The sequence below is a fragment of the Phycisphaerales bacterium genome (assembly GCA_020852515.1).
Taxonomy (GTDB): Bacteria; Planctomycetota; Phycisphaerae; order Phycisphaerales; family UBA5793; genus UBA5793.
Genome location: JADZAS010000021.1, coordinates 1 through 21,031, shown reverse-complemented (window position 1 = coordinate 21,031; position 21,031 = coordinate 1). Strand labels below are relative to the sequence as shown.

Genomic DNA, 21,031 nt, shown 5'->3' with positions numbered 1-21,031 from the left:
CCGGCGGGAGCCTAAGGTCCATTTCCGCAAAAGGATTGCGGGGTAGAGCAGTCTGGTAGCTCGTCGGGCTCATAACCCGGAGGTCGTAGGTTCAAATCCTACCCCCGCTATTGCCGGGCCGGTTGCAAACGCAGCCGGCCCTGTGGTTTTCTGGAGACGCCGCCGAGAGACCTCGGCGGCGTTTGCGTTTGCAGGCCACTGTTCTGCAAGGACTTGGCGAAGGCGTCGATGCAAGGCCCTGTCTCTGCCTGCGCCGAGGTCATAACCGATGGGCGCGACCGGGACCACCAAAGCGGCCGATTCGGGCCAAAAGTCTCTCCGAGTCTCTGTTTCGCGGGGTACTGGGTTATGAGGGTGTTGTCTCCCCTATAGGGAGCGCAACACCCACTGTTGCGCCCGGTGAGGGGGCGCGACCGTGTTCGCGCGCTTCATGGCCGCCTGAGTGAGCGATCCAGCCGCGCGGCCTTAGTGGCGAGGTACTGGAGATCATCCTGCGACAGATTCAGCGTTTGGCAGGTCCTTGCAACATCAAGCGCTCGTTCGGAGTGCCCGTACTTCTCCAAAATGAGCACAAGGCGCCTCGGCACACCCATACGCACGAATCCCTCTGCCTGAAACTCATGGCGCATGGCTTCGATCAAAATGGGCGCCTCCATCAACCACTGCCAACAAGCCCACTCTGACCAAGTGAGGCCATCGGCTCGCGTCTCCCGAAACTTGTACGCTACATCGGACAAGAGCTAAAGAAGGAAGTGTCGTTCAACAGGGTGGCAGTCGTAGTCGCGTACTGCCAGCATCACTTTGAGGTCGCCGGACTGTGCAGCATTGGCGACGACCGAGAAGGGAACGGATCGACCGCCCCGTACAGCACTTCGACCACGAACCGGACCCGCCGTCACAGGATCGAAGGGCAGTGGAGTTGAGACAACGAACCCCCATGCAACTGGAACACTTCGAGCCTCATTGGCATCGTCGCCCGCGAGTCTCAGCGTGAAGGTGTGTCCAGTTTGCGGATCCACGCACTCGGCTTGAAAGAACGTCATTCTGGCCATTGCGATCCGAGACTCTTGTCGGGCTCTACACCTGTTGATTCGTCCGGCACCTCCGGTCCGCCGACCGACTCGACTTCAACCACAATCGAACCGTCTTCCGGACTTAACTCAAGCACTCCCGCGGCTTCTCTTGCCGGAAGTTCTTCGACACCTCGAAGCTTCCGATTCATGACGCGCGTGCGGCTCTCTGCCGCCTCCACAGTGTTGCTCGCCTCCTGCAGCTTCTTCTTTACCTTTTGTATCACTCCGCCAAACTTCGAAAACTCGGTCTTGACTGCTCCGAGAACATTCCAGACCTCGCTGGACCGGTGCTGAATGGCCAGCGTACGGAATCCCATCTGTAGCGAGTTGAGAGTAGCGGCCAGCGTGGTCGGGCCAGAGATTGTGACACGCCAGTCGCGCTGACACTGCTCGACGACACCGACTCGCCTCACGACTTCAGCAAACAACCCTTCTGTTGCGAGAAACATGATCGCAAAGTCCGTCGTATTTGGCGGATTGATGTACTTTTCGCAGATGTCCTTTGCGCACGCTCTCACCGACGCCTCCAGCTGTCGAGATGCGGTGGCCACAGCGTCGGGATCAGCCGACTCCTGCGCCTCGATCAGGCGCTCATAATGCTCCTTCGGAAACTTGGCGTCGATTGGCAGATAGACGACAGATGCGTCACTCCCGTCTCGTCCAGGAAGGCGAATTGCGAATTCGACCCGTTCTCCGCTTCCAGCCTTCGTGGCAACGTTCGCCTCGAATTGAGTTGGCGAAAGAATGGCTTCGAGAATCGCGGCAAGCTGGAACTCGCCCCACGTACCTCTTGTCTTGACATTGGTCATTACTCGCTTGAGATCGCCGACGCCACTTGCCAGCGTCTGCATTTCACCCAATCCCTTGTGCACCTGTTCAAGGCGGTCGCTGACCTGCTTGAAGGACTCTCCCAGTCGCCTTTCAAGAGTCCCTTGAAGCTTCTCGTCGACCACCTTTCGCATCTCGTCCAGCTTCTGCGAATTCTCCTCACGCAACTTGTCGAGCCTCTGTTCCAGAGTCGTCTTCAGCGTCTCGCCGCGTTTGTCGCTGGCCTCGATGAGATCCGCAAGTCGTCGCGAGAATGCGTCAAGCCGATCATCCTGAACTTTGAATGCATCGCCGATCCGCTTGACCAAGCTGTCCGTCACCGTCTTTAGAGTGGTCGTCAGCTCTTCGCGCATCGCCTTCGTGTTGGCTGTGGCATCTTCGCGCGCCTTCTCCAGGAGCTTTCCTGTTTCCTCCTGCGATGACTTCAATCGCGCATCAACGGAAGTCCTCATCTCATCGAGCTGCCGGATTCCTTTTTCACTATTCTCGGTTAGTCTCTTGCCAAATTCCTCAAGGCGCTCCTTCTGTGCATCGGACAGCTTTGACAGCGTGTCCGATATCGCCGAACGAAACAGCTCCATCGACTTGCTCAGCTCCTCGCGCTGTCGATGTGCCGACTCCTCGGCCTCCTTGCGCGCGGCGGTAAGTCCCTCCGTAGTCGACCGATCGACTCGTGCGACCTCGGCGCCAACGTCGCGCACGGCCGTCGCGAGCGCTTCGTCTGGTGAAGTACGATACCAGATGAGCACGCAGATGACTAACAGAACCAGCGCGAGAACAGTGATTACGACGAGCAGAGCCTCAACCACGCGCATCCTTCCGACCATGCATAGATTCAAGATCCCGTGGGCGTTCTTCCCACCCACGGCAAGTGTACCCCATGAAACTGAGCCTCGCGGTCGGTGCGCAGCCCCCATCCTCCCGGCATAGGTAACCCATGACGGCGCTCTTCGCGCGCCGCATCATGCCCTGCCGGAGCCTGCCTTGCCCGCCATCACTGATCCCACCACCATGTCCGCCGCCGACCGCCGCGCCGAGGTCGCCCGCATTCTGGCATGCGGCCTCGTCCGGTACGTCGGGGCCGCCCGGGCGCGAGCATCTTCGCCCCCCGGGGAATCCGCAGATTCCGGCAACATCGCACTTGAACTCGGCGAGCAATCGCGCCTCACTGTCGTGAACCGGCCCCGCGGTTAGGGCCGAGTCTCCATGTCCGAAAGGAGCCACCACGTGCCGACGACGATTGAACGCGAGATCGATGCCCTGCAACGGATGACCACGAGTGAACTCGTCGAGCGGTACGAGGAACTCTGCAAACAGCCCTGCCGCACCCGACATCGGGCGTACCTCATCCGCAAGATCGCTTGGCGAATTCAGGCCAACGCCGAAGGCGACCTCTCCGAGCGTGCCCGCCGCCGAGCGGCCGAACTGGCCGACGACGCGGAGGTGCGTGTCATGGCGCCCCGCACACAGACTATTCCGCCCCAGCCGGACACCCCTCCCACCGCGACGCGTGCGGTCTCGACTGCCGATCCGCGCGACCCGCGCCTGCCGCCGCCCGGCTCGGCGATCGTCCGCAAGTACAAGGGCCGAACCATCCGCGTCGTCGTGCTCGACGACGGGCAGGGGTTCGAGTGGGACGGCCAGCGCTACCGCACGCTCACGGCGATCGCCAAGAAGGTCACCGGCAGCCACCTGAACGGCTTTCGCTTCTTCCAGTTGGAGGCACGCCAGTGAGCCGGCGACGCACGACGGCGGCCGCGAACGGCAACGGCAATGCCGAGACGCGGCGAATTCGCTGCGCCATCTACACCCGCAAGTCCAGCGAAGAGGGCCTCGACCAGGAGTTCAACTCGCTCGACGCCCAGCGCGAGGGGGCTGAAGCATTTATCGCGAGCCAGAAGGCCGAGGGCTGGACCTGTCTGCCCGAGCGATACGACGACGGCGGCTTCTCCGGCGGCAGCATGGAACGGCCGGCGCTGGCCCGACTCCTCCGCGACATCCAGTCCGGCGGCATCGACTGCGTCGTCGTCTACAAGGTCGATCGGCTCAGCCGCTCGCTGCTGGACTTCTCGCGCATCATGGAGACCTTCGAGAAGCACGGCGTCTCGTTCGTCTCCGTCACGCAGCAGTTCAACACCACCCATTCCATGGGTCGGCTCACCCTCAACATCCTCCTGTCCTTCGCCCAGTTCGAGCGCGAGATCATTGGCGAGCGCATCCGCGACAAGGTGGCCGCCCAGAAACGCAAGGGCAAATGGGCGGGTGGCGTTCCGGTCCTGGGCTACGACGTTGATCGCAGCGGCCCGAGTCCGCGACTGGTCATCAACGCCCGGGAGGCGGCGCGGGTGCGCGAGATCTTCGCCCTCTACCTCCAGAAGGGCTCGCTCCAGCCGGTGGCGAGCGAACTCACCCGGCGAGGCTGGGTCAACAAGCGTCGGCTCACCAAGAAGGGGCAGCAACTCGGCGGGCGGCCTTTCGACAAGGCCACGCTCCATGTCCTTCTGACCAACCCGATACTCACCGGCAAGGTCGTTTACAAGGGCGAGGCCTATGAAGGCGAGCACGAGGCGATCATCGGGCAGGAGATGTTCGACCAGGTCCAGTCGCTGCTCAGGACGAACGCCCGCACCGGTGGGGCCGAAGTCCGCAACAAGTACGGGGCACTGCTGCGCGGCCTGCTCAAGTGCAAGGGATGCGGCTACGCCATGACGCACACGTTCAGCAGCGGCCGCAAGGGGCGGTTCTACCGCTATTACCGCTGCGTGCGGGCGATCAAGAGCGGCGCGCACGTGTGCGAGTCGGGCACCCTACCAGCGGCGGAGATCGAGCGCGTCGTCGTCGATGAAGTGCGAGCATTGGCAACTGACAAGGCGCTCGTCGCCGAGGTTCTGGCTGGGGCGCAGGCGTCCGTTGCGGGCGAACGATCAACGCTCACGAACGAGCGAGACAACATCAAGGCCGAACTCCGCCGCCAGCATCAGGAACTGCGGCGGCTCGTCAAGGATGGCCGAACGGACCGCGAGACCACGGCTCGAACCGCCGACCTCAATGATCGCATCCGCAGCGGAGACCAGCGGCTGCGGGAACTGGATGCCCGCATTACCGAACTCGAACGCGAGACCATCACGCGCGCCGAGGCCGAGGCTGCCTTCGCCGACTTCGACGGGCTCTGGAACGACCTGAGCCCACGCGAGCAGGCACGAGTGCTCAACCTGCTGATCTCCACCGTCGAGTACGACGCAAAGGCTGGAAGCGTGTCAGTCACCTTCCGCCCCACCAGCATCGGAGCGCTCGCTCGCCGCCGCAAGGAGCAAGCCGCATGACCACGGTCACTCGCGAGATTCACTTCGCCGTCAAGGGCAACCGCAAGCGCGCCATCGCCGGCCCGGCGCCGTCGAAGTCGGCGCCGAAGGGCCGCATCCCGCGCATCTCCAAACTGATGGCTCTAGCGATCCGCTTCGACCAGTTGATCCAGGACGGCGTCGTCGCCAATCAGTCCGAACTCGCCCGCCTCGCCCACGTCACCCAGCCGCGGATGACGCAGATTATGAACCTGCTCAACCTGGCGCCGGACATTCAGGAGGAGATATTGCACCTGCCGGAGGTGACGGAGGGGCGCGACCCGATCACAGAGCGTGAGGTCCGGCCGGTTCTGCAAGTGCCAACTTGGGCTGCTCAGCGCAGTGCGTGGCGAGGAACTGCACAAGGATTCCGGTCGAGTTGATGGCGCGAGGGATGCGCTCGGCCGGGTTCTCCCCCCACGTGCGTGGGGAAATCCTCACAGGCACTAGGGACTGGTTCGGCCTGGCGGTTCACCCCCACGTGCGTGGGGAAATCTCACCCCCACACGCTCCACTACACCGCCGATGTCGGTTCACCCCCACGTGCGTGGGGAAATCAACCCGAGCCTCGACGCCGACAGCGTGGCGATCGGTTCACCCCCACGTGCGTGGGGAAATCTCTGAATGAATCTTACCACGGGAAGGCATACACCGGTTCACCCCCACGTGCGTGGGGAAATCTTGAGGATGCTGTCGCCGAAGATTGCGAGGTACGGTTCACCCCCACGTGCGTGGGGAAATCATCGACGAGTTCATCCGGCCGGTGCGTGAGGATGGTTCACCCCCACGTGCGTGGGGACATCCTCTACGGTGATTGAGACGGTGGCTTGCTCATACGGTTCACCCCCACGTGCGTGGGGACATCACCGTCCCGACTGCGCCGTACAGCGAGGCCCACGGTTCACCCCCACGCGCGTGGGGACATCACCACCTTGCCGTTGATGACCTGGACCCAGAACGGTTCACCCCCACGTGCATGGGGACATCACCACCTTGCCGTTGATGACCTGGACCCAGAACGGTTCACCCCCACGTGCGTGGGGACATCATTCGCGTCCGTTGGGGCAGCCTGCGGTTCAACGGTTCACCCCCACGTGCGTGGGGACATCGATCTCGTCCACCTTGCGCGAGCCGAGCCGTTCGGTTCACCCCCACGTGCGTGGGGACATCCCGTGCAGATCGTTGACGCACTCCTGGCGAGACGGTTCACCCCCACGTGCGTGGGGACATCGTGCGCGGCTGACGAATCACCGTCGTCTCGTCCGGTTCACCCCCACGTGCGTGGGGACATCTTCTGTAAACTGATGGCCACGCGTCCATGCGCCGGTTCACCCCCACGTGCGTGGGGACATCGGCCCCGGACAGCCAGGCCGAGGCGGACGCGCTCGGTTCACCCCCACGTGCGTGGGGACATCCGCGCGGCGGAAACGCGGGTCGTCGAGGATGGCGGTTCACCCCCACGTGCGTGGGGACATCGGGGCCGTGCCGAACTCGACGAGATGCGCGTACGGTTCACCCCCACGTGCGTGGGGACATCAACACCGCCCGCCGGGCCCCGAGCGCTTCGATCGGTTCACCCCCACGTGCGTGGGGACATCCCGTGGTCGCTCGAGCGGCCGCTCGATGATGCCGGTTCACCCCCACGTGCGTGGGGACATCTGGGGCTACGGGGCCCTCGAGGTCGTCAACCTCGGTTCACCCCCACGTGCGTGGGGACATCTCATCGCTGCGTCACTCGGCATCGGGGGCCTCCGGTTCACCCCCACGTGCGTGGGGACATCACGGACACGCTGCCGTCCTCTTTGTAGGCGGCCGGTTCACCCCCACGTGCGTGGGGACATCTTCGCCGTGATGGCCCTCTGCCCGCAGCACACCGGTTCACCCCCACGTGCGTGGGGACATCTCAGTCACCGTCCACGCGACGCCCCAGGCGGACGGTTCACCCCCACGTGCGTGGGGACATCGAGAACGACACGCCGCGCCGCATGATCGCCGACGGTTCACCCCCACGTGCGTGGGGACATCGGCCGGCGTGGCCGGATGTGTTCATGCTCATTCTGGTTCACCCCCACGTGCGTGGGGACATCATCGCCGAAGCGCACGCGCGGTACTTCGATCACGGTTCACCCCCACGTGCGTGGGGACATCGCAGCGGCTCATGATCAAGTTCATGGAGCGCCGCGGTTCACCCCCACGTGCGTGGGGACATCTCGAAGCGCCGACGGAGAAGTTGCCGTTGTACGGTTCACCCCCACGTGCGTGGGGACATCCGCACCACATCGCCGATCGCCTGCGTCGCGATCGGTTCACCCCCACGTGCGTGGGGACATCTCGCTCTCGCGCGCAAACAGCCTGATCGTCCCCGGTTCACCCCCACGTGCGTGGGGACATCGCGATCGCCTTCAATGCCGCCTGCTTGCCGACCGGTTCACCCCCACGTGCGTGGGGACATCACTGAATACTAGCGTGCTTTCGCGGCTTTTGGGAGGATCAGGCCATCGAAGTCTCGCGTGGTCTTGGGCGTCTCGCCGCGAGTCGCGATCCTGTAGCCTTGCTCGCTCGGATCTGTGTGGATCAGGACTGCCGAACCACCTCTGGTGTCGATCTCATCGCAGATGTGCTTCCAGATCACCTCGCGGATGCGGGCGGAGGGATGGCCGACGTACACATTGGACTGCGGCTGGATTAGCCACCGGGTCAATCGGCCTCGAACGCCGGGGCGGATCTTGTGAAGGATCAGGACCATCATGCGGCATCGTCTCCATGGTGAAGCCCGAGTATCTGCCCGATGGGAGTTTCTGATGTGAACGACTCAGGCTCCCACAGCCCTGCCGGAAGCGCGGGGTCGTCGGCGAATTCATCCTGTTCCTCTGCCTTCACGTCGAGGCAGTGACGGATGTCCGGCAGGATCTGCTGGAGGAGTTTCGCTCGGTGGAATCTGCGCCTTGCTTCGGTGCGAATCTCACGCTCCATGTTCTGAGTATGACGGCCGGCCATCTCGAAGGCGAGCGGTATCGTCAGTTCCACCTTGTAGAGATCAGCGATGTCGTAGACGAACGAGAGTTGCTTGCCGGTGTGGATGAAGCCGATCGCGGGCGAGTACCCTGCGGAGATGATCGCCGCATGCACCAGGCCATACAGGCACGCGTTGGCGGCCGAGAGGGCGCGATTCACGGGATCGCCTGCGTACCAGTCCTTGCGAGCGTAGTTGCGCCCATCCCACGGCACGCCTGTCGCTTTCGACGCGTCCGCGTATGCCTGGCGCACGCGGAAGCCCTCCTTGCCGCGGAGCTGCTGAAGCGTGATCTCGGGATCGATCGCATCGTCTGCGAAGCGGCGCAGGTACATCCGCACGACGACCTGAAGGCGGGTCCGTTCATCGAGTGCCAGCGCCGCCTGGCGAAGCAGATTCCGGCTGTGCCGGCTACCGCCCATCCCGCATGCATAGAAGCGAATGCCAAACTCACCAGCCCAGATGACGAGGCAGTTGTTGTCGGCAAGCGCCTTGATCGCCTCGTGGGTGATCTTGGTTCCGGGCCCGAGCATGAGCGTTGCAATTGAACTGATGGGCACATCGGTGACGCCGTCAAACTCGTGGATCGCGATGGCGTTGCTGGTGTGCCGAATGATCGCGCGATCGACATACAGGAAGGACATGCGATCGTCGAATCGACCGATCTCGTGGAGGCTCGTCTTCATGCCGAGTGCTCCTTGCCAGGCGAAACCGGTGCCGACGAACCGCCAAGGTATTCACTTGTCAAAGATCGGCCCCTTTTGGAGGGGAGTTTCGTGGGTCTGATGATCTATCGGACTGGAGCGATCGACAGCAGGCCGAAGCCGAAGGCTTTGGCGGGGCCGATTCCGGAGGCGAGAGCGCTCGAGAGAGCGCCCGGATCCACGATTCGCAACGTCCCCTCGTACAATACCGAACGCAACCTCAATCCCGAGCCGCGCATCACCGACTTGCTCATGTAGACGTAGCCCGGGACCATCGCTTCGAGCGCCTCCAAACCGAAGCCGGCGCGAGATGCGCGGCGCACCAGCCACTCCCGCAGGCGCTCCTCCGTGGGAGGCACCGGCACGCGTGGTCCGTCGCGGCCCGGCTCCACCGGCGCGATGCGGCGGACCGCGTTTGCGCGGAGGCGGAAGCGCCATCGCTCTCCCGCCGCGAACGACGGGTCCCACGCCCGCACCGCGGGGTCGGCGGCGAGCAGGTGTCCCGCGTTGCGGAACGCGTAGCCCCAATCCGGCTCATCAGCCGACTGCACGAGGATCACCGCGCGGCCGCGCTGGAGAGGATCGACTCGGAACAGGAATCCCGCCTGCCGCGTTCTCGGCACGCGGACGTGCCCGGGGCCGAAATCGTCGGGCTTGAACGGAAGTAGGAAATCCGCGTCAGCGCCGAACCTCACCGCAGTCGGGAACCCCATGCACAGCCGCTGATGCACCCGGTACACGTTCCTGAGCCAGAGCCGACCCGGGCGCGGGCGGTCCACGTTGGCGCCGGTGTCAACCAAGAGACAGGAGATGAACATGCTCACTCGACCTCCTCCGGCGCCTGCGAGGCAAGGTGGCGGCGGCGCATCTCCAGCGAACGGAATCGCACAATCTCCGAACGCGTGCGGAGGATCTCGTCGCGCCAGCGCTTATCACAGGGGTCGATGCGGTCGAGGCCCATTCCATGTCCGTACTCGATCATGGTCACCGCGTCGTGGCAGAGGCGGCAGAGGGCGCGCAGGTCGTCGTGCGCTTCGTCGCCTCCGGCGCGGCGGTATGTGACGTGCTGAACGGTCGTGGCGGACGACTTGCAGAAGACGCACAGGCCGTGGTCAGATTCGAGCCGTGCGGCGCGGCGCGCCCGGTACTCGGCGTTGGTGTAGTCGGCGCGAGGACGCGCCGGTCCCGGGGGGCGGTCGTGCATCGGCTTCCCGGCCGTCACGGCGACCGTGCCCCGCATCACAAGTCGCGGCTCGTGGACGGGCGGCTCGAAGGAAACGGGCGAGTCGTACCAGACTTCGGCATCCTCGGGCGCGATGTCCTCCTCTCCGTCGCCGCACCACTCGATGAGCGTCCCAACCTCCCTGGGCACGGGATCGCCCTCGCAGCGTGACGACCACGACACCGAAGCCAGCGCATCGGCGAGCGAGGCATGCGTCGAAGGGTTGCGCCAGCCATCGCCCTCGCGCGGAGTCGCTAGCACTGGAAGCCCTGGCGGGCATGACTTTCGGCCCAGGAACACGGGCCAGACCGGCGCGGCCAGCGCACCGGCGACGCGCTGGATCAGTTCCGCCTCGCCCCGGAGCGCGACGAGGAAACTCGCGTCGGCGAGGTACTCGCGGCGCGTGATGAGCGTGCCCTGGGCGCCGGTCTTGATGCCGCCTCCGGCCGTCGTCATGCCGACGTCGGCCCCGACGGTGTGATAATCCCACCAGCGCGTGCCGGGGCGGTCGATCCGCACGCCCATGGCCAGCGTGTTGAGTTCCGGAAGCCGCTCCCGCGCTTTGGCGCGCAATAGGCCCATGGCGCAGCAGACCAGCCCCAACACGCCGGACTTTGTCGGCGCCTCCATGCTCCGCCGGATGACGAACTTGGACGTGTCGCCCCATGACTGGAGCGGGCCTTCGAGGCGCAGGAAGAGCGTGTTCGTTCCTGCCGCGGTCACGACGCGGCTCCTGCCGTTGCCCGCGAGACCACGCCCATGACGCCCTGCACGAGGTCATCGAGCCTGCCCACAAACTGCTGACCGCCCACGACCGGCTGCTCCTTGTGCGCTTCGCGCTGCTCGTTGCGATCGACCCACATCAGGGCGTGCCGCCGGCCTGGCGAGAACCAGAACCGATCGGCTTCGATGCCGTAGCCCTCCACCATCTCGTGGACATGCTGTCCGAGGCGCGCGATGCTTCCCTCGATCAGGCCCTGCTGCGCGCTCGCGACGACGGGCCTCGCGAAGGCATTCGCATAACTGACGCGCGTGCGTGAATCGGCCTTCACCTCGACGAGGATGCCGTCGGGGTGGTTGAAAGCCGCGTAGGCGTGCTGCTTGCCCGACGGCACGGCCGAGGCTGCGGCTTCGAGGAAGCACCTGACCGTCAGCGTGGCGAGGTCAGCGTCTCCGCCGAGGTTCGTGAGCAGCTGGTCCCAGTCGATGCAGAAATGCTTGTAGAAGCAGGCGGAGTTGAACACGGATTCGTTGACGTGCGCAGCGCCGGCGTCAGAACCCGGGATGTCGTCGGCCGCCGTGAAGTAATCGACCTCGTTCACGACCTCGTGTGTGGAGATGGCATGCGCCGAGGAGAGCGCGGCCTCGACGGCAAACCTGCCCTTCAGATCAGCGAACGGACCCTTGGCATCAAACTCCGTCATGCGGCCGCAGAGGGCGATGTCCGGCGTTTTGACAAACTTGGCAATGATCCCGGCGAACTGCTCGCCCAGATCACCGTTTCCGGCCCTCACGGCAAGGCCCATCTCGTTGATGGCGGATTGAGGCAGGAAGAAGAGAATGTCAAATCTGTACCCGTCGCCCTTGTCCAAGGGGACGCCGCCATCATCGAAGACCTTGCGGATGGCCTTGAGGTGCTTATCGGCGGGCTGATTGCCATTCCCTGCCGCGGCTTGGGCGATCTGCTCGATCAATCGGCGCGTCCGCACGCCGCCATCGCGCTCCAGCGCCGCGGCGAACTGATCGCTCCGCCGAATGCTGCGCTTGAGGCACTGGCTGGAGATGCGCGCCCGCGTGACGCCGCCGAAGAGGCAGGTCTTGGGCGCGCCGAGGTCGTCGCGGTTGAGGTTCGCGGGGCTGTGGTTCTGGATCATGTGGATTTCGATCAGCATGTCATCCTCCTTGGGGTCGATCAGCCAACGTTCCGGACCCGGTCTAGGTACGCCTCGGCCCATTCATCCCGCACGTCGCGCCGCCGTGCGTGCGCCTCGCCGCGGTCCCAGATGGAAAGGTCGTCGAGCAACCTCGCCCAATCGATGCCCTTGACGCCATTCGCGTATGGCACGCGCCCGTCGCACGCCTTGGCGACCACATCCAAGGCCCAACGAAGATGAGGCTCGATCGCGGGCAGAGGCGAGCAGAGCAGGGCATCGAAGCGCGTCCGGAATCGCTCGTGCGCCTTGCAGTCTGGCGGGTCGTACGGCTCGCAGACGCCGAGGATCGCAGGGAGCGCCCGCCCTTGCCTCTCGCCTGTCGGCACGAAGTGCGGCACGGCTGAGCCGAACGCGCCGTGGAGTTTGGCGACCAACCAGCTCGTCTCGCGGCGGGGAGCGGCCTTGTTTGTCGCGCGCAGCGGCCACCACAGGCCCGTGAACAGGTCAAAGCCGTCAAGCCGCGCGTCGAGCGGCATCCCGGCCAGCGAGCGCAGGCGCGACCGCTCACCCGCCTTGAGCCCTTCGAGACGCTGGATGAAGGCGGTCGCCTGACTCACGACGCAGCCCCCTTCTTCCTTCGCGAGCGATTCGGCTTGGCCGCGTTGGGTGCGGACTTTTTCTGCCCCGCCGGGCGCGCGGCGGCAGTACGCAGCACTCGGTCAAGAGCGGCCAGTGCCCGACTGACGGCTTCACGCCGCCGAAGCGGCGAACCGCGAGCAGTCGAGGACACTACTCGCTCGACAAGAGGACCATACACATTGTGCAACAACAGTAATCCTTCGTCCGCGCCGGGGTCGGGCGCCTGCAGCACTGCAAAGACCCGCGCTTCGGCATCTGGAGTCAGCATGGTCACAGCGGCGTGCATCTGCGGATGTTGGCGGTCGGCGTTCGGTGTTGCCTTCCGGAGCACTCCCCTCAGTTTCTCGTTGACTTTCTGACTGAATTCAACGCGCGACTGTGCCCGCAGGCGTGGGAAAACGACACGGGCAGCGTCCTGAAAGACGAACTTGTTGACGACGGGACCGACCGCTACGACTCGGCCCTTCAGGCCAGCGCTCAATCGGACGGCATCGCGCCAGAATCGCGAAGCGTGAACCGCAGCGCTCGCCCCTAAGCCCGGCAGCGATGCCGGTTCGCCGTCAATCAGAAGGTGAGGATCGAGTTCCCAGAACTTCTTCAACCGGCCCTCCGTCTTCGGCGTAGGCCAGCCCCCGTCGTTGCACAGACTCTCGACCAGCACTCCGGGTTGGCCACAGTTGGCGCATGCTCCTCGCCCGTCCGCGACATTCAGCCACAGCCTGCGAGGTCGCCACGCCAAGCAGGCTATAGCGCCCTGGGGATCTGGGGGTTGGTCCGTTAGCCACGGCGCCTCACCGGAATGAGTCGCGTCATGCGGTAGGTTAACGATCATGGTCGTAAGAAGGTCCTTTCCCTCTACGACCGCATATGCGGCAGAACTTGGGTTGACCGAGGCCGGGTAGAAGCGATTCGCGGGCGCCCATACGGACAGTCGCAGAATCCCGAGCGCACAACACGCTGGACAGAAGCCGTAGGAACCGTCATGCACGACATGACGCATGTGGTTGACAGAGTCCGCGCCCGGAAACTCCCCGAGTAGATCTGCGATCGGCCGAGGTTCCTTGCCCTTCAGCGATGAATCCTGGTAAAACCGAACTCCGTCGCCGAGCAGATTGAATGCCGGCTCCGGCTGCTGCCCCACGAGTTTTTTCAGCCAGCCCTCGGGGATTCTCGTCGCCCCGTCCAGCCCGCGCCGCTCCGCCTCATCGAGCCCCGGCCGGCACCACAGCAGCACCGCAAGCAGGAACCGCAGCAGCGACACGTTGTCCATCGGGTTGCTCGCCGCAATCTGGCGAATCGATCCCGCCTCCATCAGTGCCATGCGAATACCCACCCGCTCGAACTGGCCGTTGGTCCGAAGGACGGGAATCCAACGCGCCTCGATCAGGTTGAAGGTTGCGGAGGGATCGGTCGGGCTCATCGAAGGCCGCTCCTACGCTCTTAGGCAATTCGTTCAGTCACGCCGATTCATCGCGACCAGGCGCAACCTTCATGACTGCTCAGCCGCGAGGCTTCTCTGGCGGACGTTGGACAGCCAATTGACCCGCCGGTTATGTCCAGGATATACTAAACGCATCGCCCCGCCCAGGTCAAGCACCTCACCCGGATGACCTCTTCCCCATCCCACTTCGGCACCATGCTACGCGAGAAGCGGCTCGAGAAGGGATACTCCCTGCGCCGGTTCGCGGAGATGATCGGCGTCAGCCCAACCTACCTCTCGCTCGTGGAGACGGGGAATGCCGACTATCCACCAGCGGCGGATCGGGTGAAGAAGATGGCTGAACTGCTCGGTGCCGACCCCGAACAGTGGATCGCGCTCGCCGGGCGAGTGTCCGAAGAGTCAAAGGAGATCATTCTCGATCGACCCGACCTGATGCCGGCCCTGCTCCGGGCCGCGAGGGGTTTGTCGGCCGAGAAACTCAAGCGCCTCATCGAGGACGCGAAGCGCCAGAGCCAGGAGGACGATGCACCGTGAGTCGAGTCTCCACGAACCAGTTCAGAGTCCCGTACCTGCACGAACGTCAGATCGAGAGCGAGGCCGAACTTCTGCTCCGCGAATGGAGCGAGAAGGGGCACAAGGTATCTGTCCCGATCCCGCTCGAAGATCTCGTGGAGTGCCACCTCCGACTGCCGTTTCAGGTCGAAGATCTGCGCAAGCGATTCGGCGGCCACGACGTGCTCGGCGCCATCTGGTTCGGCGATGGAGCGATTCGCGTGGATTCGTCGCTCGATCCCGTCCTGCATCCTGAAATGCTCGGTCGCTACAACTTCACGATCGCGCACGAAGTGGGCCACTGGCGGTTGCATCGCGAGCACCTCCGCCGCGATCCGGCCCAGGCGATGTTTTTCAACGCGAACGGCGAACCGGCGTTTGTTTGCCGCGACGGCGACACGGCGCCGGAGGAGTGGCAGGCCAACCACTTCGCCGGCTGCCTGCTCATGCCGCGTGACCTGCTGCGAATCGCGTGGCGTCAATGGAGAGGAAACGACGACCCGGTTTCGCTGGCGGACCTGGGTCTGAACGCTTCCACCTCGTCAGAACTCGAGCAACAGATCGCATTCGAACGGTTCTGCCGCCCGCTCGCCGACGATTTCGCCGCATCGGCGCAGGCGATGCGAATCCGACTCGAAGCACTGGAACTGCTTGTTAAGGAGTACCAACCCGGGCTCTTCGGATGAGGGCACGCGCCCTTTTCTATTTGCCCGTTTCGTTTACTGTCCACGGGACAGAAAGGACCTCTCGTCATGGCCAAGTCATTCGACCCCCGCAAGGTGCTCAAGCACATCGCCAACCCCCTGCTCCGCGAGTTCTTCACCCGACGAGGCGAACTCATCAACGTGCCGTGGGGTGAACTCACGGAGCACAAGATCGAGCCTGTTTTCCAGGCGTGGCTCGCGCTGCCGCACGCCAACCAGCAGGAGATCAAACTCATCATGCGCGACATCAATGAACTCGCCGACCACCGCGGCCTGGCGGTTCTCGCCGAGGAGATTCTCTGGCGGCCCGAGCGCGTCGAGGAGTACCGCGCGCAGGTGAGCCGGCACGACAAGGCCATGTGGGTCTTCCTCAACATGCCCGAGGCGTTCGAACGGGCGGCGGTCTTCGCCCGGGCCGATGCTCTCTCCACCGGCCGGTACTGGATCAAGCGCAACGGGCTGCCGCAGATCGAACTCAAGGTTGACGACGCGGTGCGAGAGGCGCTGGCCGCGGCGCTCACCGCATTCTACGGTCCGCTCCAACTTCGCGGCCGACAGTGCAAAGTCGAGCACTACGTGCGAGCGGGCAACGCCGACTACTTCTTCGCGTACCTCGACGACTACCCGGACCGGCACCTGGTGTTCGACGAGGACAGTGACGAGCCCACGGTCCGGTCCGACCGGTTCGCGTTCGAAGTCGTGATGGTCTACAACCGCGATGAAGGTTCGATGGAACTGTTCGCGCAGGGCGGCCAGCGCGTGTGGGGACCGCTCCAGGTCGCGTTCTGCCGCGCCGTTCTCAATGAGGAGGTCGATCCGGCCGAGCCCATCCGCCCGACGTACCACCTCGATCACCTGCTCAATCCGAACTTCGCGCTTCCGACGGACCCCGCTGATCTCGTCGAAGAGGCTCGGATCACACGACTGCGCTTCTCGCCTCGCGGCAGCGGCGGCTGGATCGAAGTCAAGGCGGACGCCAAGGCGGCGCCGAACGACATCTACCGGAAGATCGAACGTCACATCAGGAACATCCCCGCCGAAGGGACGCGGGTGACGCAGGCGACGTTCTCGCTCAAGTTCCTTCACGACGGCAAGGGACGGCAGAAGACGATGACCTTCAACGTCACCGCCCCCAATTCGTCTGATATCACGCACAAGCCTGAAGAGCAGCGCGTCGTCGGCGTGCGCTGCCTGCGCCTGTGGGAGGTGTCCCGTGACGCTGAATGAAATCCTCCAACTCCTGATCGTCGCGGCTGACGATGTCGGCCGCGTGTTCGATTACGCCGAAATCCGCACCTGGCCTCCGGGTACTCTGGATCAGTTCCGGCGGCTCCGACTGCTCCGGCCGTCCTCGGGCGGGCTCATGGCGCCGTGCCCCAATTGCCTCGACGCGCACACGGAAACCGTGACCGTGTTCGAGGAGTCAGATGGCAGGCGGCGCTACTTCATCCCGTGCCCCGAATCGCTGCGCGTCGAGGTGACGGCCGAGATGTGCTGCGGTTGGCAGGTCGATGTCGAGGCGCTGGCCAGTCTCATCGCGGTGTCAATCGGCCTGCACGGCGCCAAGGCAATGGTGCCGGGCCGACTCTGGCGGCTGGGGCGGACGAAGTGGAAGGACGGCACTCGCCAAGTGCTCTTCGCCACCCGTCTCATCGATGATGATGCATCGTCGGTCGTGTGCCACGTCGGCACGCACGGCCGCGACATCGTGCTGGTGCCCCACCTCATTCCCGAACGCTGCCTGTGGCCGGGCCTCGTTCCGGCTGTGATTCCGCTCACGAGGGTGGCGACCCTGTCGAGCAATGGAATCGAGTTGGATCTCGTCGCGATGGTTGAAACGGTGGCTGAGGCGAATCGGCTCGCTCACACCATCGGTGGTCTCACTTTGACTGATCGCGAACTGAACTCCGTGGTTCGGCGCCATGTGAAGGCAGAGAAATCCGCTTCGCTCACCGACGAAGCGATCGTTGCCGCCTACCAAGCACATGGAACGGTGCGACAAACTGCTGAAGCCCTGAAAGCCGAGGGCTTCAAGATCCATCCTGCGACAGTTGCACGCAAGGTCAAACAGGCTCAAGAGGCGGGTGAACTCCGCGAGACTCTAGACACGCCTTCAGTCGGCAGAACTGTCGCGTCGCAACCTCGCGACAGGGGAAAGAAAATGTCGCAGTACGGCAAATAGCGGCATTAACGTCACTTAGAGCACGCGGCGGCATCGCCGCCGCGATGCTCAACCCTCCAAAGCCGCGACAGCACGGGCTGCGTCCGAGGCCGGTTGGCTCATAACCAGCCAGTCATCGGACGCACCTGCGTTTTCTCGCGGCATGTTGTCGCGGCGCGGTTCCTCGTGCGTGACGGCGACTGAACTGGGAGCACTGCGATCGGCCTCGGAGCAATCCGATGGCCACCCGCCATGACGTCGTCAATCACCCATCCACCGCTGAACTCATCAAATCCAAGGCCCGCCAGCTGTGCCGCCGCTCCGACTTCTCGAAGTCGGACCTCGACGAATGCGAGCAGGAAATGCACATCTACGTGTGGCGCAAGTCCCACCTCTACGACCCGGATCGGGGCAGCATCGAAGCGTTCGTCAACACCGCGCTGAAGAGCTGGATCGGCATGGAACTGCGCCACCGGCACCGCCAGAAGCGGTGGAACGGCCGACCCACCGTTTCGATCGAGCGCACGAAGATCGAGTGCGGCGGCGATGAAATCTCGCTGAGCGCCATTTTGAGCGAGTGCGATGGCCGACGCCACACCTTCTGTCACGGCCTCACTCCTCTCGAACTGCTCCTCCAACAGGAATGGGTCCGCGAAGGCCTCAGTCGCCTCACGGCTGAAGAGCGGGAAATCCTCCTGCATGTCGCTCAGCACGGCGTGGCCAGCGCCGCCCGCGAATGGAGCGAGCGGCTCGGTTTCCCGTTCTCCCGCCGCCAGGTCGGCAACGAGCTGCTCCGCATCCGCGGCAAATTCGAAGATCCGCGACTTTCCGGGCAATGAGCGCGCAACGCGCTAGCACACGGCATAGGTAACCCATACCCCCCCACGCGCGCAGTCAGCCTGCCGTTTGGCGGACCACAACAGGAGGCAACGCCCATGTCCGACACCGTGTTTCGATTCTCATTCCGAGCCGGCGTCGATCTGACCGAGGTCGAGGCCACGCTCCACTTGTCCATTCTCGCCGGCGAAGGCCTGTTCGGTGAAGCCCGCGTGCGGATGGAAGTCGCGTACCACGTCGACGCTCCCCACCGCGTCATTCTGATCGACGGGCGGACCGCCGCCGGCGACGCCATCGTGCGCGTGTTCACCGCGTTCATCACCCGCGAATTCGGCGAGGACGCGTTCGAGGTCCGCCGCACTTCGCAGCCCATCAACTCGCGCGTCGCGACCACCCCCACTGCCGGCGCCGCCACCTGAACCCCATCCAAAGGAGTCTTTATCGCATGACATCAATCCAGAGCATCCAGAAGGGTCGGGCCGTCCTGCCACGACGCACGGGCCTGTTCGGGGTCCACGGCGTGGGCAAGAGCACCTTCGCGGCTATGGCTGAGAAACCGATCTTCATTCAGACTGAAGAGGGTGTCAACGACCTCGGCGTCGATCGATTTCCACTCGCGAAAGAGTACAGAGCAGTGCTCAACTCGCTCGCCGTCCTCTACTCCGAGCCGCATGAGTACCTGACCATCGTCATCGACTCGCTCGACTGGCTCGAGCGGCTCATCTTCGCCGAGGTCTGCGCCCAGCGCGGCGTCGAGTCGATCGAAGACATCGGCTACGCGAAGGGCTACGTCTTCGCCCTGACTCAATGGCGCGAAGTGCTCGCCGGGCTCGACGCGCTGCGAGCGCACCGCGGCATGTCGGTGATTCTCATCGCACACGCGGCCATCGAGAAGTTCAACAATCCCGAAACCGATTCCTACGACCGCTATGTGCCGCGCCTCCAGAAGCAGGCGTCGGCGCTGATCCAGGAGTGGTGCGACGAGGTCTTCTTCGCGACCTACCGCGTGCTCACGAAGACGACGAGTGAAGGCTTCGACCGCAAGCGCACGCAGGGCATCGGCACGGGCGAGCGCATCATCCGCACGACCGAGCGGCCGGCGCACGTCGCCAAGAACCGCCTCAATCTCCCCGACGAGATCCCGCTCGATTACCGCATTTACGCCGCGTTTGTGCGCGGCGAGAACCCGCTCATCTCTGCCGAATCACCCACTTCTTCTGAACCGAAAGGAAACTGACCCATCATGGCCAATCTCAACGGATTCGACGCGAACGAAGTTGATCCAAACCCCGGTTTTGATCCCATTCCCGCCGGGAAGTACCTGGCGATCATCACAGCCTCGGAGATGAAGCCTACCCGCAATGGGAAGGGCGAATACCTCCAGTTTGAACTGGACATTCTCGACGGTCCCCACAAGGGGCGCAAGGTCTGGGACCGCCTCGTCATCAAGCATTCCAACCAGCAGACCGTCGAGATCGCCAAGGGCACGCTCTCGGCCGTCTGCCACGCGGTCGGCGTCATGGCGCCCAAGGACTCGGCGGAACTGCACAACCTCCCGCTGATGGTCACCGTCGGTTTGAAGAAGCGCGATGACACGGGCGAACTGACAAACGTGGTCAAGTCCTACTCGAAGCGCGACTCCGGTCCGGGCGCCGCTGGCGCCCCAGTCGTGAACGGACCCGGCAGCACACCTCCGTGGGCGAGGAAATGACGCCCGCAACCGCCACCAGTTCGAACGGCTCTGCCGTGTTGCGCGAGGTGTCCACCACTTCGCGCGACGCGGCGGCGTCGCTGGCGCTCGATGATCGTGATGCATGCCTTCCTGGCGTGCATGCCGAGGAACTCCAGGCGCCGTGCCCGCAGTTCTGGACTGTATGGAAACGGCTCCAGAAGTCCGCGGGTTCACGCGTACCGGTGGTCCTCTTCCGTCGCCGCCGATCCAAATGCATGATCTGTCTTGCTGCCGAAGATCTGCCGGCCCTGTCCGCCTCGGTCCGCGCCGCGCAGGAGGCGCTGGCGTGATGGAGTTGCGGCCGTATCAGCGCGAGGCCGTCGAGGCGGTGTATCACCACCTGCGCATCCGCGATGACAACCCTTGCATCGTGATCCCGACCGCTGGCGGCAAGACGCCCGTGATGGCGACGATCTGTCGCGACGCCGTGAGCCTGTGGAACGGACGAGTGCTGATCTTGGCGCATGTCAAGGAACTCCTTGAGCAGGCGCTCGACAAACTCCGCAGCATCGCACCCGATCTGCCCGTCGGCTTGTACTCCGCCTCTCTGAAGCGCCGCGAACTGGATTGCGCCGTCACCATCGCCGGGATTCAGAGCATCTATCAACGGGCCTGCAATCTCGGCCCCGTCAATCTCATCATCGTGGACGAAGCCCACATGATCCCGGCCGAAGGCGACGGGATGTATCGCACCTTCATCGCCGACGCCAAAGCCGTCAATCCCGAGGTGCGGGTCGTCGGCTTGACGGCCACGCCGTTCCGCCTCAAGACGGGCATGATCTGCGGGCCGGACAACATCCTCAACCACATCTGCTACGAAGTCGGCGTGCGCGAACTGATCGTGCAGGGCTACCTCTGCCCGCTGCGCACCAAGGCCGGCGTCGCGCGGGCCGACATGAGCGGATTGCAC

Annotated in this window: 21 protein-coding genes, 1 tRNA gene and 1 CRISPR repeat array; of the genes, 14 read left to right on the top strand and 8 right to left on the bottom strand. The window is 64.1% G+C overall.

Annotation, left to right across the window (positions count from 1 at the left end; all coding sequences use genetic code 11):
- Positions 1 to 36: 36 nt before the first annotated feature.
- Positions 37 to 110, top strand: a tRNA-Met gene (locus IT430_14260).
- Between the two features lie 929 nt (positions 111 to 1,039).
- On the opposite strand, the gene rmuC is transcribed toward IT430_14260, so the two are convergent.
- Complete coding sequence (rmuC, locus tag IT430_14255; protein MCC6909102.1) at positions 1,040 to 2,710, bottom strand: DNA recombination protein RmuC; 1,671 nt, start codon at positions 2,708 to 2,710, stop codon at positions 1,040 to 1,042.
- 418 nt (positions 2,711 to 3,128) lie between these two features.
- Between rmuC and IT430_14250 the strand changes: the two genes are divergently transcribed.
- Genes IT430_14250 through IT430_14240 form a run of 3 tightly spaced genes read left to right on the top strand, consistent with a single transcriptional unit; the run spans position 3,129 to position 5,625 of the window.
- A complete protein-coding gene (locus IT430_14250) occupies positions 3,129 to 3,635 on the top strand; it encodes a DUF2924 domain-containing protein (GenBank protein ID MCC6909101.1) in 507 nt (168 codons plus the stop codon).
- The gene (locus IT430_14245; protein MCC6909100.1) at positions 3,632 to 5,224 is read left to right on the top strand and encodes a recombinase family protein; all 1,593 of its coding nucleotides are present in this window, start codon (positions 3,632 to 3,634) and stop codon (positions 5,222 to 5,224) included. Before IT430_14250 ends, IT430_14245 begins: the two co-directional genes overlap by 4 nt.
- Entirely contained in the window at positions 5,221 to 5,625 is a 405-nt protein-coding gene (locus IT430_14240) for a hypothetical protein (GenBank protein MCC6909099.1), read from the top strand. The genes IT430_14245 and IT430_14240 overlap by 4 nt, the downstream gene beginning before the upstream one ends.
- 24 nt (positions 5,626 to 5,649) lie before the next feature.
- A CRISPR array of direct repeats spans positions 5,650 to 7,695; the repeat unit is 28 nt; unit sequence GGTTCACCCCCACGTGCGTGGGGACATC.
- 8 nt (positions 7,696 to 7,703) lie between these two features.
- Here the strand turns inward: IT430_14240 and cas2e are convergent.
- The 7 genes from cas2e to IT430_14205 all read right to left on the bottom strand — a co-directional run bounded on the left by cas2e (position 7,704) and on the right by IT430_14205 (position 14,114).
- A complete protein-coding gene (cas2e, locus tag IT430_14235) occupies positions 7,704 to 7,991 on the bottom strand; it encodes a type I-E CRISPR-associated endoribonuclease Cas2 (protein MCC6909098.1) in 288 nt (95 codons plus the stop codon).
- Positions 7,988 to 8,941 carry a type I-E CRISPR-associated endonuclease Cas1 gene (cas1e, locus tag IT430_14230; GenBank protein MCC6909097.1) on the bottom strand — a complete coding sequence of 318 codons (954 nt, stop codon included), beginning with the start codon at positions 8,939 to 8,941 and terminating at the stop codon, positions 7,988 to 7,990. Before cas1e ends, cas2e begins: the two co-directional genes overlap by 4 nt.
- A gap of 104 nt (positions 8,942 to 9,045) precedes the next feature.
- Positions 9,046 to 9,783, bottom strand: a complete 738-nt coding sequence (gene cas6e / locus IT430_14225; GenBank protein ID MCC6909096.1) for a type I-E CRISPR-associated protein Cas6/Cse3/CasE — start codon at positions 9,781 to 9,783, stop codon at positions 9,046 to 9,048.
- On the bottom strand, positions 9,780 to 10,904 hold the full coding sequence (cas5e, locus tag IT430_14220; GenBank protein ID MCC6909095.1) for a type I-E CRISPR-associated protein Cas5/CasD: 1,125 nt from the start codon (positions 10,902 to 10,904) through the stop codon (positions 9,780 to 9,782). The genes cas6e and cas5e overlap by 4 nt, the downstream gene beginning before the upstream one ends.
- Positions 10,901 to 12,073, bottom strand: a complete 1,173-nt coding sequence (gene cas7e / locus IT430_14215; GenBank protein MCC6909094.1) for a type I-E CRISPR-associated protein Cas7/Cse4/CasC — start codon at positions 12,071 to 12,073, stop codon at positions 10,901 to 10,903. The genes cas5e and cas7e overlap by 4 nt, the downstream gene beginning before the upstream one ends.
- Positions 12,074 to 12,093: 20 nt before the next feature.
- Positions 12,094 to 12,672: a type I-E CRISPR-associated protein Cse2/CasB gene (locus IT430_14210; protein MCC6909093.1), complete on the bottom strand. Its 579-nt coding sequence runs from the start codon at positions 12,670 to 12,672 to the stop codon at positions 12,094 to 12,096.
- Positions 12,669 to 14,114, bottom strand: a complete 1,446-nt coding sequence (locus IT430_14205; GenBank protein ID MCC6909092.1) for a type I-E CRISPR-associated protein Cse1/CasA — start codon at positions 14,112 to 14,114, stop codon at positions 12,669 to 12,671. The genes IT430_14210 and IT430_14205 overlap by 4 nt, the downstream gene beginning before the upstream one ends.
- Positions 14,115 to 14,300: 186 nt before the next feature.
- Between IT430_14205 and IT430_14200 the strand changes: the two genes are divergently transcribed.
- The 10 genes from IT430_14200 to IT430_14155 form a co-directional block, all read left to right on the top strand.
- Positions 14,301 to 14,669: a helix-turn-helix transcriptional regulator gene (locus IT430_14200; GenBank protein ID MCC6909091.1), complete on the top strand. Its 369-nt coding sequence runs from the start codon at positions 14,301 to 14,303 to the stop codon at positions 14,667 to 14,669.
- The gene (locus IT430_14195) at positions 14,666 to 15,373 is read left to right on the top strand and encodes an ImmA/IrrE family metallo-endopeptidase (GenBank protein MCC6909090.1); all 708 of its coding nucleotides are present in this window, start codon (positions 14,666 to 14,668) and stop codon (positions 15,371 to 15,373) included. The genes IT430_14200 and IT430_14195 overlap by 4 nt, the downstream gene beginning before the upstream one ends.
- 66 nt (positions 15,374 to 15,439) lie before the next feature.
- Positions 15,440 to 16,618, top strand: a complete 1,179-nt coding sequence (locus tag IT430_14190) for a hypothetical protein (GenBank protein ID MCC6909089.1) — start codon at positions 15,440 to 15,442, stop codon at positions 16,616 to 16,618.
- Entirely contained in the window at positions 16,605 to 17,573 is a 969-nt protein-coding gene (locus IT430_14185) for a hypothetical protein (GenBank protein MCC6909088.1), read from the top strand. The genes IT430_14190 and IT430_14185 overlap by 14 nt, the downstream gene beginning before the upstream one ends.
- Before the next feature lie 218 nt (positions 17,574 to 17,791).
- Positions 17,792 to 18,391 (top strand): hypothetical protein, encoded by a 600-nt coding sequence (locus tag IT430_14180; protein MCC6909087.1) that lies wholly within the window; start codon positions 17,792 to 17,794, stop codon positions 18,389 to 18,391.
- A 96-nt stretch (positions 18,392 to 18,487) separates the two neighbouring features.
- Positions 18,488 to 18,808: a hypothetical protein gene (locus tag IT430_14175; protein ID MCC6909086.1), complete on the top strand. Its 321-nt coding sequence runs from the start codon at positions 18,488 to 18,490 to the stop codon at positions 18,806 to 18,808.
- A gap of 26 nt (positions 18,809 to 18,834) precedes the next feature.
- A complete protein-coding gene (locus tag IT430_14170; protein MCC6909085.1) occupies positions 18,835 to 19,626 on the top strand; it encodes an ATP-binding protein in 792 nt (263 codons plus the stop codon).
- Between the two features lie 6 nt (positions 19,627 to 19,632).
- Positions 19,633 to 20,100: a DUF669 domain-containing protein gene (locus tag IT430_14165; GenBank protein MCC6909084.1), complete on the top strand. Its 468-nt coding sequence runs from the start codon at positions 19,633 to 19,635 to the stop codon at positions 20,098 to 20,100.
- Entirely contained in the window at positions 20,097 to 20,411 is a 315-nt protein-coding gene (locus IT430_14160; GenBank protein ID MCC6909083.1) for a hypothetical protein, read from the top strand. Before IT430_14165 ends, IT430_14160 begins: the two co-directional genes overlap by 4 nt.
- Positions 20,408 to 21,031, top strand: a 624-nt coding sequence (locus tag IT430_14155) for a DEAD/DEAH box helicase family protein (GenBank protein MCC6909082.1), incomplete at its 3' end; no start/stop codon positions are given. The genes IT430_14160 and IT430_14155, both read left to right, overlap by 4 nt.